Source organism: Burkholderia sp. ABCPW 11 (assembly GCF_001523445.1).
Lineage (GTDB): Bacteria > Pseudomonadota > Gammaproteobacteria > Burkholderiales > Burkholderiaceae > Burkholderia.
Genome location: NZ_LOVM01000013.1, coordinates 105,083 through 123,490 on the forward strand (window position 1 = coordinate 105,083; position 18,408 = coordinate 123,490).

The following is an 18,408-nucleotide window of genomic DNA, read 5'->3' on the forward strand; positions in this document are numbered from 1 at the left end:
AGCCGGCCCAGGTGCCAGAGAGACAACGCCAGTTCAGCGCCGTAACAGTGGCGTGCAATCGCTCAAACGCTACCGCTCCCGCTTCGTCGAATCGACATGCCGTACACCATGCCCCATCCAAGATCGAACCGGCAAAGCTTTGCCACTCATGGCCTGCTGCACAACGAAACCGGTATCGTGACATCAGGCCCGTATAGCTTTCACTCAAACAAGCCCACCCCGTAACGCCGCTGCCGCCTGCAGGCGTGCAAGTCCGTCATGGTCCAATCGGCGCGCAGAATTGGCTTCCGCCACGCAACGCCGACACCAGTGGCCGGCAACGATATGCTGTCCCAGCGCCGCCCACTCATGCTCCTTCGCACAGCGGAGGCGGTATCGCCTCGCTACGGTCGTGAATTCGCTCCCTACAAGCTCTCCTCCGCGCTCCCTGACAATTTCCATCCATCGGTCACGCAGCACTTCCCGCTTGCATTCGGGACATGCGGTCACATTTTTGTACAGGATAGACGTCGCAAGCCGCTCGAATTCATGCCCATTCGAACACCGGAAAAGGTAGTTCGCCTGTGCTCCAGCCCATGCCGTCGTCAGAAGCGTGAGCCCTCCCGCCTCCGCAAGCTCTACTGTATGTTTAAACGCCTCTTCAGCTGTACGCGCCATATCCTAAACAACCGCATTGTTTCATCACGAACACCGGACATCCCACCCAATCGGAACAACTTGCTCCGAAGCCATCTAGAAGACGAGTCCCGAGCTAGAATGCAGTCATGGAAAATCAGCTGAAACCGCACCACGGAGAGATCCCAATCCGTCAAATCCGCGCGATGTACGACGACCACACAATCCGAGTCTACCAAGCGTACTCAGACGCGATCGCCGATTCTGCTCTGACGAATGGAACATTCGTTTCACCACCGTTCAAGATGGAACGAATGACCTGGATTAAGCCATCGTTCATGTGGATGATGTACCGTTCAGGTTGGGGACTGAAAGATTCCGGACAAAGACGCATTCTCGCCATCGACATATCGCGCCAAGGCTTTGAGTGGGCATTGGCTCATAGCTGTCCGAGTCACCCTGAGGAAGCAATGAATCGAGAGGAATGGTTGCGCATTAAGGAGAGCGCTCTCGTACGCGTTCAATGGGACCCAGAGCGCGATCTATCGCTACAACCGCTCACACACCGTGCGATACAGATTGGCCTCAGCAAGCAAGCCGTCGACCTGTATGTGCATGAGTGGATACAGCGCATCACCGACGTAACTCCGCTGTCACATAGCGTGCACGCTCGTGTCCTCCAAGGCGATCTTGCGTCGGCTCGCGCGTTGCTGCCAAAAGAAACCGTCTACGAAGCCCTCGCCTAATTCAGTTTGAACGATCGCTTGCGACATCGCCCGACTGCGGCGCTCGGCCGCGCTCGTTTAGTTCATACAGTAGATCGCGGCCGTCAACGATCCAAAACTTATCGGCTACCGGGAACACTTCATCGGGCAAGGTATTCGCAAAATCGACAAACTCCCCGGTCCATCCATCGGGGACATAGCGCTCCAATCGTGGACCATTGTGATAAAAACCGAAGAATCTCTTGCCATCAAAATCAATGAATGCAATGGGGAATAAAAAATCGACGTCCCACCAGGATTTCGCGCTCGAGAATCGCTCCAACAGAGCACCCCTCAAAAAATCAATATTTAAGGGATGAGTTATCGGCTCCGCCAAGAATTCTTCGGCTGCATCCTGATCGACAACTACAATACCAGCTCTCTCCCTTGCCGTTGCGCTCTCATCAGGCACTTCATAGCCTGCAGCTACAAACTCGTCCCGCCATTTTTTCCAATCGAGTACTAGATTATCGTGGTCCGACAAGAACCAATGTGCAGTCCCGTTGCGGCGTGCCACAGCGACGGCATATTGCCGCTCAAGCGACTCAGGGGGAACCAGTCCTAAGGTTTCTTCGAGATTTGACATTGCTTTCTGCCCCCGTCCGCGAAATTTCGGCTCGGCGCTACCGAGGTTTCCGACTTCCCCTACGGACCCAGTACGCACTAGCGGTTGAAATAGGCGACGCAATAAGCTCATTACTCGACCTCTACCACCATTTCCAACGCGATCTTCGATTGATTGAGGCTGCCATCCGGGGCCGGCTGCTGCTTCAATTCGTCGAGGGCATAGACGATACCAACTCGACGCCCAGGTTGGAAAAGCTCCACGTCAATCTTGTTGTTGACGTAGATCCCCGACGTACATAGCGCCCCGTCATCCAACTGAATTTCGATTGTATTGTTTGGCACATTCTCGTCTTGTCCAGCAACGAACGCTCGACGGATAACATCAATTTGATAAAGAAGTGGCATTCTGACTTCTTGAATACTGGCCCACCATTCCGTTGATCCAAATAGACCATACGTACCACGAAGCCCCATTCGAGGCTTCGCAGCATTTGGCGTCAACGCTTGTGCGAGCTGAACCTGCATAGGGTCTTCTCGCAATCTATCTTCGAGCCGAAAGACACATTTCATAGGAACGCCGAAGTCTTCAAATCGCAACAGCATGATAAGACCTCACAAGCACAACCACTTAAACCAAACCGCGCTTCGATTACAGGCATACGGACCTTGACCAAGTTGAGTCGCCACTCACCCGCCATCAACCTAGAATCGAATATAAAATTTCGATCAAAATATTTTGATGTATACCACAACCTGATTTGGATTAACTGACAAATCACAAGAATCGTTGCCCGCAATCTCCAATCCCCCCAATCCATCCGAGTAGAAGACCTCGTCAGCATCGTCATATTCAAGCGACCCGAATTCAAGCAAATCTACCACTTTCGCACCAAGACCGACTCTGGTAAAAATCTTTCCCTTATACTCATACCCCGCCCCGCCCACAACGGACTCGACCACAATGCTTTCGAGCACATTTTTCTTAAAAACAAGCCTGGCAAGTATATTCTGCCAATCGTACACAACGTTTTCCATATCAGCCGCACGAAAAAATATAACTCCCGGCTCACGGCAGTCGATCAACAACCTCGGCGAATTATGGAATTTTACTATTCTCTGAACAGTCTCACCGTCACACCCTATAAGCTTTTGAATAGCGTCACGCGATAACCCAAGGGGTAACCCAAGCATTGCCCGCCCTGGCTCAATAGGCGCTTCCCAGTCAAACCCTTGATTCATCAGTGACTCCACTTCCTACTTACCAGGTCAAAACTAATCACAGCAGCGACATATTTCCAGTCAAGCAAATCGGGAGATGCTGCCCCTAGAATTTCCTTAAGATCTATTATTGGCGAAATTCACATTAAACATCTTGCCATTCGGCTTCCTTCATTGACAATCGAAACCATGGGCATCCTCGAATTGCTTGACGGAATCTTGCAGAGACGAAGCCGACCCCAATTGGTGTAGCTGCCCGCTCTCCCGCTCCACAACAATTGGCCCATTTCCCCCAAGAGAAAATATAATGTTCCCGGTCTCCAAATATTTTCTCGAATTGAATACGAACACCCACCCATACTGTTTTTCGATCGTCTTTCCCTCAACAACTGCATATCCACCGGTGGACTCGGTTGAACCCATTTGATCAAGATACTCTTGAACACGTTGTAGCGCCTGATCCTTGGTTATAGCCATGCTTCCTCCTATTTGTCTGTCCTGAGAATGAACCATCGCGTGTACCCATCGCTCAGGTTTGTAGGCTTGCCAGTTTGTCCATCAAGGAAGCGAATCGATCCGCCTTGATTTACCGTTACTGAAGTGTCCTACCTCATCGCCGCGAGCACCGAACACAACTGCTCTGGAGCCATCTCCCCAATTCGACATAGTCTGAGCAATCGCATCAGGGCCTGTACGACCGATCCAATTGAAGGGTTTTTTTCCAAAAGCCGTCGCAACATCCGCTGGGCTTGTCACCTCTCCTGGCAAGGCGCTCGCCGGATTTCCGGCCAATGTCGCGTCTGTGGCAACGGCGCAGTTCGCACAATTCATCGTTCGGCCATCGGAAGGATAGATCGAATTTACATCTCGGACGCTGTGCCCGCCGACCGCCTCACCAATATCGACGCTAATACCCGGCTTGCTGCTTGCCAGAACCCTGTCAGTAAGCACCGCCAACGCGGCACTACCAGTCACCCCTTAGAAATAGACGCCTTTATTCCACTTTTGCACATTATGTATTCGCGATCACTTTCACCCATACCCCCTTTTCCTCCAAGAATTTCTCGAGCACCTGAGCTTTTTTGCACCGAAACTTGATACATCTACGTTATAAAACCCAAGTGTCGCCGCGACTTCGCATTCTCATGCCGATAAAAAATGGTTGAATTTTTGATAAAATAATTCAAATCTCCAACCATAACATCAAGCCCCCCTTTTTAATGGGCCGAGATGAAGTCCGACAAATTACTAAAATTAACAACATTATCCACAAGAAAGACGAAAATCTTCCATGCCGAGAACCTCTTCATTTTCTTGCTCGATCACTTTCCGTATATTGGGCGCCCCAATAAAAAATACCAGCCCCCGTCACGCAAAGCACCGTACGCAACCACCACTCAGATTTCCATCATCAACGACACGGATCTTCTTCATTTTTTCAATTACTTCTTTCTTACCCCCTAGAAAATCCATTTTTTATCAGAAGTCCAATAATAAATGCACATGCAGAAGCCACACATACCCAATAAACAATTTTTTGCTTACGAGTCATCTTCGCCCATTGATCCGGATTCGGGCCTCCACCGACTGCTGCCATACCCCCCTATTTTCCGCGCTCAGTAACTCCGGCCGAATGCCCCAAGGCATTACACCGAAAGATATAGAACCCAGTTGACCAATACCAAATTCAACCGCAGTAAACATGTATACCTCCGCCGATCCATGCAATCGAACAGGCAATAAGCCAAACGCAAGCCGCGCATAAAAAACTGCCACTAACCGGCCAATCATTTCCGCTCGCCTTCTATCTCTTTCGACCACCAACCCACGCCATGACAATAAGCACAACGGCAAGAATAGTGCCTTTCGTTACAACGCTTTTAAGATTTACCGCAGAAATCAGATGACCGATACTCAGCCACTGAAGGCATCCTGTCGCAAACATGCAATTCAAGGTTAGCCCAACAATCCATGCGACGTACATACCTGCGACGCAAATTCCCCATGCACCTAAGAACGCTATAACCCATCGCCTCATTTTTTACCTCCGATGCTTGGGGTGGGAACTATCGGAGCCACGGCTTCTTGAGTGATGCCACCTCCAATAGTGCCGCCGATTACTCCCACTGCGTTGGGTCGAATTAAATTCCATCCGTTTCTTGCCCAAACCCCACTGGTAGCCCATCCATTTGCATTACTTATAGTTGGCCGGAGCGAAGAATTAATCCACGACTCTGCGACTTTACCGGTCGAATAACCAACAGCTGATAGAGCGCCGCTCGTGATGCCGGCGCCAGTGACGCTGTCATTCTTGCCTTGCAGAATGTTATTGAGAGCCGTCGTCGTAGCCCCACCAAACGCGTTGACTCCAACGTTCCAAAACAGTCCCCCGTAAGAGCCCGCCACACCAGTACCAAACGCGCCCGCCACATCGACTGGACTGATATTGCCATTCTGCAAATACTGCGATCCAGCATTGATACCAGCGCTGATTACACCGGTTCCTATCGGCGAAGACATCGCGCCCGATCCTAATGCACCGCCCGTACTGAAGATCGGTGCACCCGGCAGTGCTGCAATCGCCGCCCCGCCCGAGATCAGCGCTGCGCCGCCCGCCGCTGCCATCGTGCCTTTCGCATAGGCGTCCCTATATCCCGCATCACGGCTTACCGAACTCGCGATCGCGTCGGCAGAAGGCCGATTCTCGGCCACGCCGTTCGGGTAGTAGCTCGAGTACATGTTCACGTTCGCCTTCTGATCGGGCGTTGCATAGAACATGTATCCGGGTCCACTATTGCCGTCTACCGGCAACATACCATGCGCTTGGCTGAGGAAAGCGCTCGCACTCTGGTTCCATGCGCCCGGCGAGCCGTTTTGCACCTGGCGATTCGCTTGTGCCGTCAGTTCACTTACTGCTTGATCAAACGAAATCCCTTTCTGTGCAGCGTATTTGGCTGCATTGTCTTTGATCCATTTTGTTTCAGTCGGATGCAACTGCCGATTGAAACGATCGACCGCGGCGCCCGTCAACCCCCCCGTTCCGCCACCAACGAGCGCACCCGCACCGCCGGCCAACAGATTCGACGCGACGTTACCCAGCAACTCATCAACGTTCGCGTTCCCGGTCGGTCCCGAATCCTTGATCGACTGCGCGATTTCATTCAGTTGCGGTGCGAGCTTCGCCGATACGCCCGCACCAGCAGCGCCACCAGCCGCACCCAACCCACCACCAGTCAACCCGCCGGTCAGCGCCCCTCCGGCAATATGCAGCGCAACGCGGTTGTCACCGCCTTCAGCCCAACTGTCAGCCTCCTGCTGATACTGCGCCTTGAGCGTAGGATCGGTTGCGCTGTCGGCATTTTTCTGTGCCGCCTCCCGCTTCCTGTCCGCATAGCTACCAATCTGCTTAGCGATCGCTTCCGACGCCGCTTGCGCTGCGTTGATCAGATCCGACTGGTTGCTCAACACCTGCTGCAAATCCCGGGTCTTGTCGACCTTACCGTTCAGATCGGTCGTATCACGATTGAGCGTCGCCACATCCTGCTTCTGGCTCGCCTTGTCCGTGATCGTAACGCTGCCCGCACTGATCGCGCTCTTCGTGGTCGCGCTGCTGCTATCGCTCTCGCTCACGTACAACGGCAGTGCACCACCCGTATTCTTACCGCTCGTCGGCCCATGAGTCGCGTAGTTGTTACCGCCATTGCCAACTCCACCACCGGCACGGATTCCAAAGCTACTCGCGTCGTATTCCGAGTGGTTCTGAATATCCGAGAACGACAACGTTCCGGTCGTCAATTGGTTCTTATCAGGCGTCGCCGTACTTGAGATATACGCGCCCTTCAGGTCCGTATTGCCCCTGACCGTCACATCAAAACCACCGTCCCCGGCCTGGATACCGGTCTGCTCGTTCACGCCCGCGTAGTTGCCCCTCGCATCACCGTTCTGCATACTGGCGCTCGCGCTCCCGCCCCCCGTGCTTGCGCTGAACCCGCCACCCGAACTGCTCTGATGCGCCGCGCTCTTGCTCGTATCCTGCACCGACGCGAGATTCAGGTTGCCGCCGTCATCCGCAATCACCTTGTTCGCGTTGACGTTCGCCCCGACGATATTGGTGTCACCGCCGCTGATGATCGTCGCCGTCTTGCTCGCGTTGACGTGCGTATTGCTCTGCGTCGCCGCATCCGAGTTCGCATCGCCGTGTGCGCGCGACATTGCCGCCGACACGCCAAACCCGCCCGTGCCGTACGAGACACCCACGCTCGCACTCTTCGACTCGTTCGTACCCACACCGAAACAAGCCGGAGGAAATTTGCGCACCTAAACCTTCACCAACCTGACTCAAAAACCATCAAACCACAACATCAAGTCGAACGCCCGATTCAATCAAAACACTTTGATATATGTTACAACTTGATTTGAGTTAACTGACAAATTACAAGAATCATCACCAGCCACTTCAACCCCCTTCAACGTGTCCGAATAAGAAACCTCCTCAGCATCGTCGAATTCAATTTCCACAAGCTCAAGCAACTCAGCGACCTTGTCACCGAGACCAACGTTACTCAAAAGTTTTCCTTTATATGCATACTCAGCACCGCCCTCGACGGATCAATCACAATGCTTTATAGCACAGTCTAACAATTGGATTTCCTGCCGGAGCCACGCTAACCTACAATAAAAAGGATGTTTGATAGCTACAGTGTCCGATTGAAGCGAGCCGGTCGAGGTTCAACCCGGTGCCAGCCGAACGCAGACTCGTCGGTGATTAATGAATACATCCGCCCCGAGCGCCAGCGATAAAGCCAACGGACATTCCGCGGCGGACGCAGAATACTTACCGCCACAAAGTTCATTGCACTGATCGCTAACAATCGTTTCAAACTGACATTTTCTCATCCTCAACTCCTTCGACCATGGAGAGTCTGCCGAAGAGTCTCAGCCGTATATTCTTCACTACCATCCAGTTCGCCTGCATCATTGAACACAACGTAGCCGGAGAACAAGCAAAGACCGTAAGCAACGATCCCGGCAAAATCCCATGTCACACGCGTCTGCACATCGGCTATGTAACCGTAACCCTCTCGCCCGCTAATTTCTATCACGCATCGGTTGAATGAAACCCAGCATTGCGCACCGCCACCACCTTCCACCAGTACAAAATCATTCAAAAGATCTTCGTTGCCATCGGGTCGCCCTGCAAATTTGACGTCGCCAAGAACCACTCCGAAATCGTCACATGCACGAGCCAGAATCCCTCGCAACTCCTGCAGGCTTTTTGGCATCACTGCCAATGGAACGTACATGCTGTTTGCCATAACGTTTTTACCTCGGCACCTTCAAAGTCGATCGTGTGAGTGTGAGCCACCCTTCCGCAGTCTTGATGTTAATGCTGGTCACCGTTCCCTCGTTAAGGATATTGCCAATCGGTGTACCCGGCTTAACAAAATTGGTAATTTCGTTCGTGGACACGCCAGTCTTCGTAGCATCGATATAAACTTCTCCTACGTATCCTCCCTTCGACATATCCGATGCAGCACCAACAATATTTCGCTGAATCGCCGATATGCTTTGCCCAGTAACTACCTTCAGTTGCACCGGCACGTCATTCAGCCAACCATCAATACCTTGAAAGTTGCTCGTCGGAGCGCCCTTAAAAGTTCCGCCCTTAAGATTTACAATATCTTGCGCCTGTGCTACCTCAGCATCGCTCATTGCGTTCCGGATAACGGAACCGGCTTGCGGCGCCGCCAAGGCAAGAGGTGGATTTGGCGTTACGCTGGGCGTCGCCGTTGCCTTTCCAGCCGCGGAGTACGTCTCGCGCGCTGCCGCATTCGCCGCTGCCTCGGCATTGACAGCACGATTCGCAAGCACGGCCTGGGTCATTGCAGGCGCTAGTCCCACCATCCCGTAAAGTAGCTCCGCACCTTGCGAGGACATCCCAAACACGCTCTGTAGAGCTTGCGCGCCCAAGGTCGGCTGCTGCCCTCCACTCAGTACAGTGCCAACTCCCGCACGGTATTGGTCTGATCCGACACCTATTGCCGCACCGCCGAGTGCGGCCACACCACACCCTGCCCCGAGCGTTTCGAGACAACCAGCCAAACCGCCCGCAACCATACCTGCGCCCGCTACAGCAGTCCCTGCCCCTCCCGCCGCTTGTAATGCACCTTGTGCTCGTGTAGCGAGCTGATACGTGTTGTTGATTCTCTTCGCAGCGTCAACATTGGCATCACTCAATGGATTAATGATGCTCGTTGAATAGGTGAAGAGCCCTTGTTGTCGTGATAGCGTATCGCGCTCTGCTGCCAGTTCCGAGCTATTTCCAAGCACCTCTACCTTGCTGTAGTAATTGTACGCGGCGCTTCCTTCCGCGTACTCTGCCGAACAGTGCACCAATGCACAAGCAGCCGCAGTTAGACGTGCTTCCTTCGTCGAATCACCATTCGCCAGATCATGAATTCGCTGCTTCTCATCGGGATGCAATTGACGATTGAACCGCTCGACACTCGCCCCAGTCAGTGCTCCAGTGCCGCCGCCAACCAAAGCGCCCGCACCACCAGCCAGCACATTCGATGTCAGGTTGCCCAACAACTCATCGACATTCGCGTTACCAGTCGGCCCCGCGTCCTTAATCGATTTAGCGAGCTCATTCAGCTGCGGCGCGAGCTTCGCCGACACACCGGCGCCCGCAGCTCCACCAGCTGCTCCCAATCCCCCACCCGTCAACCCGCCCGTCAATGCACCACCAGCGATATGCAACGCGACGCGGTTGTCGCCGCCTTCGGCCCAGTCCTTCGCATCTTGCAAATATTGCGCCTGAAGCTTCGGATCGGTCTCGTTTGCCGCCGCCGTCAATGCTTCACGCTGCTTCTTGTCCGCATAGCTGCCAATCTGCTTTGCAATCGCCTCCGATGCCGCCTGCGCCGCGTTGATGAGATCCGATTGATTGCTCAGCACCTGCTGCAGATCCGGCGTCTTGCTAACCGTGCCATTCAGGTCCGACGTATCACGAGTCAGCGTCGCCACATCCTGCTTCTGGTTCGCCTTGTCCGTGATCGTGATGTTGCCGGCACTGATTGCACTCTTCGTGGTTGCATTGCTGCTATCACTCTCGCTCACGTAGAGCGGCAATGCACCACCTGTATTCTTACCGCTCGTCGGCCCATGCGTAGCGTAATTGTTGCCACCATCACCCACGCCCCCGCCCGCACTAATCCCGAAGCTGCTCGCGTTATAGCTTGAGCTGTTCTGGATGTTCGAGAACGATAACGTCCCAGTCGTCAGCTGATTCTTGTCAGGCGTCGCCGTGCTCGCGATGTATGCGCCCTTCAGGTCGGTGTTGCCCTTCACGGTGATGTCAAAACCATCGTCTCCGGCTTGAATACCCGACTGCTCGTTCACGCCAGCGTAGTTGCCGCTCGCATGACCGCTCTGCGCGCTGAAACTCGCGCTGCCGCCGCCCTGGCTAACACTGAATCCGCCGCCCGAACTGCTCTGGTGAGCCTCGCTGCGGCTCGTATCCTGCACCGACGCGAGATTCAGGTTGCCGCCGACATCCGCAATCACCTTGTTCGCGTTGACGTTCGCACCGACGATATTGGTGTCGCCGCCGCTGATGATCGTCGCCGTATTGCTCGCGTTGACGTGCGTATTGTTCTGCGTCGCCGCATCCGAGTTCGCATCACCGTGCGCGCGCGACATTGCCGCCGACACGCCAAACCCGCCCGTGCCGTACGAGACACCCACGCTCGCACTCTTCGACTCGTTCGTGCTGCGCGTGCTGTCGGTATCCGTGCTGTTGACCAGATTGACCTTGTTGGTCGCCTGCAACAGAACATCCTTCGCGCTCACGTCCGATCCCTGGATCGTCACGTTGCCCTGCCCGGCGTTCTTGTCACCCGTCGCGACGAACGCGGCCGTACCGCCCGCCTTCACGCTGCTGCCGTTGTTCTGCGTGCTGTTCTCGGTGAACGTCGACTTGCTGTACGACGAGCCGAAGCTCAGCTCCATCTTCGCTTCGACCTTGCCCTTCGGATCGTTCAGCGCATTCGTCATGTTGCCCGTTGCACCGACAAGATCCGCCATCCCGCCCGCCGCCGCGATCGCGTGCAGCGCTGCCGCCCGGCCGTCCTTGCTGCCGCCCGCGCCCTGCGCCTGCTGATTCACGTTCTGGATCGCGTCGATCACCGGCGACTTCACCGCGAGCGTGAAGCCCGAACTCTTCACCTCGTGCGTTTCTTCGTGATGACGATCCGTCTGCGATGCATCGATCGTGACTTCCTTCGCGATGCCGGTCACATCCTGGCCGGCGACGATGTCCGAACCGGTCACATGGAGCTTGTTACCAGCCACCATCGACACGCTGCCGTCCGTGCTGCCGATCAGGCTGCCCTGCGAACCCTTCACCGTATCGCGGCTGGTATCGATCGTCTGGTTCGTGCCATACGAGATCCCTGCGCCCGCGCTACCGAGGCCGGACTTCTTCACATCCTTGTAGTGATACTCGCTCGAAGCCGTATCCGCCGTCGTGACCGTCAGGTCGTGGCCGGCAGAAAGGCTCACGTCGTTGGTCGCCGCGATCGTCGCCGCCTTCGCCGTCAGGTCGTTGCCAGCCTGCACCGCAACCGTGCTGCCCGACAACGTCGTGCCGACCGCATTGGTGTAGCTGCTCGAATCGATCGTATGCGTCGATTTCGACGACAGGAAGCCGTTTTCCTTGCGGTAGTGCTCGTCGTTCGCGCTCGCGCTCTGTTCACCGGCCTTCAGGTTGACATCATGGCCGGCGCTCACGCCGATTGCGCCCTGCGCGTTGGCATATGCAGCCGTCGCATTCACGTCATGGCCGGCCACTATCGCCAAGTTGCCGCCCGTCGCGATCTGCGTGCCCGTGTCGCTCGACGCCGTATGTTCCGCGTGGTTGCGAGCATCCCACTTCACCGCGTCCTGGCTACTTTGGCGAACCGAATTCAGATTCACGTCATTGTTGGCTCCCAGTACTGCATTGCCAGTCGTCGCGATTACGGCCGCATTGGCGTTCAGATCGTGACCGGCGACCGCGTGTAAGCTGCCAGCATTGATCGTCGAAATACGGTCGAGACCGGTTGCACTACCGGTCTTCGTGGTGGCCGAACTCGTCGTAGTCGTCAGGTTGAGGTCTCGCCCGGCCGACAGCGCTACGGTATTGCCCTGAATCAACCCGCCAATATTATTGAGATCCTGGTTCGCGCTCGCGAGCACGGTTCCGCCCGACACGGTACCGCTGTTGTCGATCGAATCCGCATGGATGATCGTGACATTTCGGCTCGCGATCGTGCCCGAGTTCTTGTACGCACCGTCGGCATTCATCGTGACGTTCTTGCCGGAGATGATCGTACCTTCGCCCGTCACATCCGCCGCGTTCGCGTGCAGATAGACCTGCGGCACCAGCACCGTCTGCTGGCTACCATTCGGTAACGTCACCGTCTGACTCACGAGCCAGACGATGTCGCTCGTCAGCGCGGCCATTTGCGCATCGGTCAGCGCCGTACCGACGTTCAATCCGAACTGCTGCGATGCCTTCACGCCATTCGCCATCAGCGCCTGATATTCGCTCTGGTTGTCCGTATAGTCGCCAATGAAACGCTGGCCGGTGGTCTGGATGATCTGCTGCTGAATCAGTTGCTGCTCGTAGAAGCCGTCGCCGATGCGCTTGAGAACCGTGTTCGGATCGACCTTGAGTGCGTCCAGCATCGTGTCGCTCGACAGCCATTTCCGGTAATCGGTAAAGCGCGGGTCCGTCTCGATCAGGAAGTGGCTGCCGGGGTCGCTCGTGACCTGATACAGCGCGTTGTTGGGCAAACGGGTGTTCGGCGTCACCGTGCGCACGACGACATCACCTACATTCGCCTTCACGGCCGATACGTTCCCCGCACCGACACCAGACACGCCCGAGTCGACAACCAATTGCCCGCCAATATCCTTGCCCGCCACCGGCGTCACGCCCGTACCGCTTGCGCCCTGCGCAACGGACGTCGCTGCCGCCACGCTCTTGATCGGATTTGACGGCTTGCTCGGATCGGTCAGCACCACCGGCAGATCGATGGTCTGCGCCGGAATGGCCGGCATGAAGGGAGTCGAACTGGTTGCGCGCTCGTCACCGCTGAACGCACCGCCAGACTGAACCCATGTATAGATCGCCTGGCCTGAACCCGTGAACGTTTCCGTGCCTTGCGCACCGATGTTCTGTACGTTTTTAGGATTGTTACCGTCACCGGCCACGATCTGACTCTTGTCGTTGACGCCCGAGACGGTATTGATCGTGATACTACGACCAGAGGTGATCGTGCCCGGTTGCGAAGCCGTGACAACATCCTTGGTCGATGTCACGTTGGCCGTATAAACGGTGTACGTCTGGACGAGGCGGCTCGCCACGTCCGCGTTATACCCGACCAGCGCCTGATTCAGGTTCTGATAGGCGGCAACGGTCGCCTTGTACCACTGCTGGAAAGGCGCACATGCCGCGTTGGTCGAGGTCAGGCACGACGGGCTCGCCGGATCGAAGGGATTCGGTTTTGCACCCGTTACGTCCGCTTCAGTGGGAGCCTTGATGGAAAACCAGTCGCTGCCGACGTTGCTTCTACCGGTCACCAGCGCTACGCCCGAAGACATCCAAAACGGCCCCGACGTAGTCCATGCCGGATTGGCGTCGGGCGGCGGCGTCACACCGAAAGTCGCCCAGATGTCGGCCGGCACCGTCCGATACGCGCCAGTCTGAGCCGCCCAAGCTCCAGTGGCGAAATTGCTTGCGGGATACGCCGTGTTGTCGATTTTGCCCGCCACCCCGTTCATCGTGTACTTCGCGTACTCGGCGAACGGATACTTGGTCGACGGCAGCAGAATGAATTTCTGGTCGTCGTCCAGCGCCCACTGATAGTCCATGCCCGGATGAATTTCCTGACTGTTCTTCTGGTACAGATAAACGGTCGACGGATCGATCTTCTCGGTCGAGCCCGGCACCTGATACCACAACTGGTTGCCACTGTCGGTCGTAACCTTCGAAGTCTGGAAGTTCGAGTTCAGATTCTCGAACCGGTTCGCGCTGATCGTGATGTCGCGGCCCGCATCGATCTGCGCGCCATTGTTCGTCACGAGTTGGGCGCTGCCGGTTGCCTGACGATTCGCATCCAGCGCGCCGCCAACGCGAATGTCGTTGCTCGCGTAGATCAGTGCATTGTTCTGGTTCTTGAAAGTCTGCGCGCCGATGTCGAGGTCGCCACGCGATGCGATCACGCCCCCCACGCCTTGGGCATTCTGGCCGTTGATGACTGTGTTCGCCCCGACTGCGACCGTATCGCCATAAATCCGGCCACCGGCATTCGTGATGGTGTCTCCGGCGGTCACCGTCGTTGTGCCACCATCGATCAGACCTTCGTTCGTAATCGACTGATTCGCGTGGACGTTCGTAGCATTCCCACCAAAAATCTCGCCTGCCGCACGATTCTGGATCGAATTGGCATTCACGTTGGCAACGTTGCCCGCCGACAGTGTGCCGCTGTTGTCGAGCGCGCCGCCGACCGTGGTCGTCAGATCATGGCCCGCCACAATCTGACCGGTGTTGGTCAGATCGCCTTGCGTCGTCACATTGACGTCGCCCGCCGATTGGAGCTTGCCGTCGTTGTTCAGCGTCCCGGTCGAGACCGTCAGTTGCTGGCCTCCGTTGATGTCGCCCCGGCTATTGACCAGCGCATTCGACGCTCCCAATGTTGCAGTGCCTTTCGACTGAATGCTACCCGACGTGTTGTCGATGGTCGGCGCGATCAGCTTGGCATCCTTGTCCGCACGAATCGAGCCGGACGTATTGTCGAGCGCCTGGTTGGCGTTCAACATAACGCTTGCGCCCTCCATTCCGGCCGTCAGCCCCGGCACACCTGCGGTCGTCGGCAGCGTCGAATTGGCTGTCTGCGCATTGCGAATCGTATCGCCCGTCACCGACAGCGCGCCGCTCGCGTGTTGTCGACCGTCGTACCGGACACCGTGACATCCCTGTTGCCGCCGATCTGGCCGGCCACGTTCGACACCGTGCCGGCGCTCCGTACGGTCAATGCGCTGTCCGCCACGAGCGAACCCGCATCGTTGGTCACGAATGCGGCATTGACGGTCGCCGCACCGCTCGACGAGATTGCACCACCCACGTTGCTCAGTGCTCCGGTTGTCAGCGTGACACCATTGCCGAGAACCTGACCACCTGTGGACTGCCCTGCCAGTATGCCGTTGTCGAACGTCTGGCCGCGCGTATCGATGTCGACCGCTCCCGTTGCCTGCACCAAACCCGACCGGTTATCCACCGCCCCCGCCCGACTCGTCAGCGATTGACTTGCCGCCACTTTGCCGAGCGTGTTGTCGATCGCACCTTGTCCGGATGCAAGCGTGACGTTCGCCCCCGTGATCGTGCCGTCCGAGTTCAGCAATCCCGCATTGGTCAGGGTCGTGTCGCCCGACGCGAGCAGCTTGCCGCCTGCGTTGTCCGTCGTGCCGGATGTCGTCACTGACAACGCACCGGAAACCGAACCGATGGTGCCACCGTGGTTCGACACGGTCTGCGCCGCCACGGTCGTGTCGTGTGTCGCCGCGATCGTACCGCCTGCATTCGTCAGTGCGCCTGCTACAGTGAGCTTCGCCGCATCCGCCGACACCGTGCCTTGCGAATTGTCGAACGTACCGGCCTGCGTGTTCAGCGCGCCAGCTGCGGTAATCTTGCCCTGCGTATTGTCGAGTGCCTGAGAGACAGTCAGCGCCATGTCGCCGGTGGACGTGCCGATCTGGCCCGCACGGTTGCTCAGCGTGCCAGCGGTTGCGGTCAACCCGGTCGCCCCCACCATCTTGCCGCTATCGTTCGACAGCGTGCGCGTGGCAGTCAGCGACAATGCATCCGACGTTGATCCGATCTGGCCACCCGCATTGACCAGGTCCCCCGTCTGGATTTGCGCACCGTGCACGGCCGTCATACTGCCGTTCGTGTTGTCGATCGTGTCGCTTGCGACGGTAAGTGCATTGGCCGAGCTCACCGTGCCGCCAGTATTCGTCAGCGACTGCGTCGCACGCAGCGTCGTGTCGCCAGCGGCCGATCCGATCGTACCCGCCGCGTTGCCAATGCTGTTTGCCGTCACCGACAGGCCATTGCCGCCGACCATGGAGCCCGACTGATTCGAGACGTCGCCCGTCGCCGTCACGGTCAGTGCGTCAGTAGCGCCGATCTTGCCGCCCGTATTCACGACATCGGCCGCTGTGATCTGTGCCGCATGTGCGCTGATCGATCCGGCCGAGTTGTCGAGATGGGCCGTGTGAATCGACAGGTCATTACCGGACGCAACTTTGCCGTTTGCGTTGTTCAGTGATTGCGTGACATCGAGCGAGGTGTCACCCGCCACGGAGCCGATCTGGCCTTGTGCGTTGGAAACCGTATTCGCCGTCAGCGTGAGGCCATTGCCGCCTGCAATCTTCCCGTTATCGTTCGCGACGCGCCCGGTCGCCGTCAGTGCCAACGCGCCCATCGACGTGCCGATCTCACCGGCCACGTTCGTCAGGTCGGTTGCAGCGATCTGCGCCGTGCGCGCCGTGATGTGCCCTTGGGTATTGTCGAGCGCACCGGACGAGTTCAGCGACAACGCATCGGCCGCCAGCGTGCCGGACCGGTTCGATACCGATTGCGCGGTCACGTTCGCCAGGTTCTGCGAGCTGATGATGCCCGAGTCGTTGACCAGTTGCCCCGCATTCAGCGTCACGTTCTGGCCGCTCATCGTGCCGGCGACGTTCGACAGCGTGCCATTCGCCGTGACGTTGACTGCGCTGGCCGCATTCACGGTCCCGTGGTCCAGCGTGACGTCGTTTGCGAACAGATTAACGTTGTCACCCGCTGCCAGCGTGCCGCTGCTCGTCACGTTCGCAGCGCGTGCCGCGACGGAGCCACCGCCGACGAGATTACCGGCGGAATCTACCCCCGCGTATGCCTGCCCGCTGTTGCTGAACGACGTGGCGGCTGTCAGGTTCGTGTTGCCGCCTGACGAAATCGTTCCGGCGTTCGACAATGCCTGCGACGCGTTCAGATCGGTGGCCTGCGTACTGACAATCGTGCCTTGCTGAGAAATGTTGGCGCCATCGATCCGGGTGTTCGCGGCCGACTGCAGACGCGCGGTCGGCGCAATCGTCACATCGCCGTTGTTCGAGACTTCAATATCGCCGGTCAGTGACGTGACAGCACCCGCGTCTCGCACGCCCACGCCGGCCTCGGTCCCGATCATCCGGACGCTATTGGCGAACATGCTACCCAATGCCTGCACGTCGATTGCGACGCCCGGCACCGCGCCAGTGCCGGCCTGGGCCTGCGCGGCATTGCTCGCATAGTCGACCCGGTTCGCGCCCGCTACCGCATTGATCGAGTCCGCCCACACCTGACCGTTGATCGTCATCGCACGCGAAATCAGGTCGATCGCACTGCCGTGCGCGTCGAGTCCTGCCCCGGCGATGCCGATCTGTCCTTGCGTCACATTGAAACCCGCCAACGTGCCGTCCGGATTGAACGTCGGCACGCCGGTCGTCAGCGTGATACGCGGCACATTCAGAAAACCGCAACCCGAACAGGTGATGCCTGCCGGGTTCGCGATCACGAGGTTTGCGCGATTGCCCGCGATCTCGGTCGGTCCGAGCAACTGACTGGGGTTACCCGACGTGACTTGGTTGACGATCACGCGGGCCGAGCTGTTGCCGAGAAATGGATTGCCTTGGACCCAGCCGGCGAGCTGCGTTTGCGAATTCTGGCCACTGTTGACCAGCACCGCGCCCTTCGTACCCACGTTGTACTGCGTGAAGTTGTTCAGCGAGACGCCGTTTTTCGGTGCGGTGATATTGACGAGCGGCACGCCTGATGCCGACACGCCAACGACCGGATGGGTCGGACCGCTTCGATCAGGCGTGATCGGTAGCGAAGCCTGCGCTTCCGCAACGAGGGGCTGCATGCCAAATGTGCAGAGCGCGGCAAAGACTGTCGCCCGTGCCGCGAACCAGATCGAGACCCCGGAATCCTCGGCCGGACGAACGACACGTTGTACACGAGAGCGCTCGCCGCCCCCATGCGCCGATGCGTTTTCGTCAACTGCCACCAGCATGCCGCGCACGGCACTGAATACCAAGCGAAAGATTCCGGAATTCATGATCGTTTTATTCTTGAATGCATGTCGGGCCGGCATGGCGCACATCGCGCAAACGACCG

10 protein-coding genes and 1 pseudogene are annotated in these 18,408 nt (G+C 57.2%); 1 reads left to right on the forward strand and 10 read right to left on the reverse strand.

Going from position 1 to position 18,408, the window contains the following annotated elements:
- Nucleotides 1-764: 764 nt before the first annotated feature.
- Entirely contained in the window at nucleotides 765-1,361 is a 597-nt protein-coding gene (locus tag WS61_RS32710) for a DUF4291 domain-containing protein (RefSeq protein ID WP_095211617.1), read from the forward strand.
- 1 nt (nucleotide 1,362) lies between these two features.
- Here WS61_RS32710 and WS61_RS32715 read toward each other — a convergent pair whose 3' ends face one another.
- From WS61_RS32715 to WS61_RS35555, 10 genes and pseudogenes are all read right to left on the reverse strand, one after another.
- Entirely contained in the window at nucleotides 1,363-1,965 is a 603-nt protein-coding gene (locus WS61_RS32715; RefSeq protein ID WP_218921199.1) for a hypothetical protein, read from the reverse strand.
- A gap of 110 nt (nucleotides 1,966-2,075) precedes the next feature.
- Nucleotides 2,076-2,471 carry a hypothetical protein gene (locus WS61_RS06210; protein WP_257127164.1) on the reverse strand — a complete coding sequence of 132 codons (396 nt, stop codon included), beginning with the start codon at nucleotides 2,469-2,471 and terminating at the stop codon, nucleotides 2,076-2,078.
- A gap of 201 nt (nucleotides 2,472-2,672) precedes the next feature.
- Nucleotides 2,673-3,185 carry a hypothetical protein gene (locus tag WS61_RS34730; protein WP_157692686.1) on the reverse strand — a complete coding sequence of 171 codons (513 nt, stop codon included), beginning with the start codon at nucleotides 3,183-3,185 and terminating at the stop codon, nucleotides 2,673-2,675.
- A gap of 150 nt (nucleotides 3,186-3,335) precedes the next feature.
- Nucleotides 3,336-3,641, reverse strand: coding sequence for a YrhB domain-containing protein (locus WS61_RS32720; protein ID WP_157692687.1), 306 nt, complete (start codon nucleotides 3,639-3,641; stop codon nucleotides 3,336-3,338).
- Between the two features lie 81 nt (nucleotides 3,642-3,722).
- Entirely contained in the window at nucleotides 3,723-3,995 is a 273-nt protein-coding gene (locus WS61_RS36020; RefSeq protein WP_095211619.1) for a toxin glutamine deamidase domain-containing protein, read from the reverse strand.
- Nucleotides 3,996-5,198: 1,203 nt separating this feature from the next.
- Nucleotides 5,199-7,445 (reverse strand): annotated as a pseudogene (locus tag WS61_RS36025) (hemagglutinin repeat-containing protein); the annotation flags it as partial.
- Nucleotides 7,446-7,547: 102 nt separating this feature from the next.
- Nucleotides 7,548-7,730, reverse strand: a complete 183-nt coding sequence (locus WS61_RS34740; protein ID WP_157692689.1) for a hypothetical protein — start codon at nucleotides 7,728-7,730, stop codon at nucleotides 7,548-7,550.
- A gap of 332 nt (nucleotides 7,731-8,062) precedes the next feature.
- Complete coding sequence (locus tag WS61_RS34745) at nucleotides 8,063-8,479, reverse strand: hypothetical protein (protein WP_157692692.1); 417 nt, start codon at nucleotides 8,477-8,479, stop codon at nucleotides 8,063-8,065.
- Nucleotides 8,480-8,486: 7 nt separating this feature from the next.
- The gene (locus tag WS61_RS35550; RefSeq protein ID WP_059499719.1) at nucleotides 8,487-15,131 is read right to left on the reverse strand and encodes a hemagglutinin repeat-containing protein; all 6,645 of its coding nucleotides are present in this window, start codon (nucleotides 15,129-15,131) and stop codon (nucleotides 8,487-8,489) included.
- Nucleotides 15,128-18,349 carry a filamentous hemagglutinin N-terminal domain-containing protein gene (locus tag WS61_RS35555; protein WP_257127165.1) on the reverse strand — a complete coding sequence of 1,074 codons (3,222 nt, stop codon included), beginning with the start codon at nucleotides 18,347-18,349 and terminating at the stop codon, nucleotides 15,128-15,130. Before WS61_RS35555 ends, WS61_RS35550 begins: the two co-directional genes overlap by 4 nt.
- Nucleotides 18,350-18,408 lie beyond the last annotated feature (59 nt).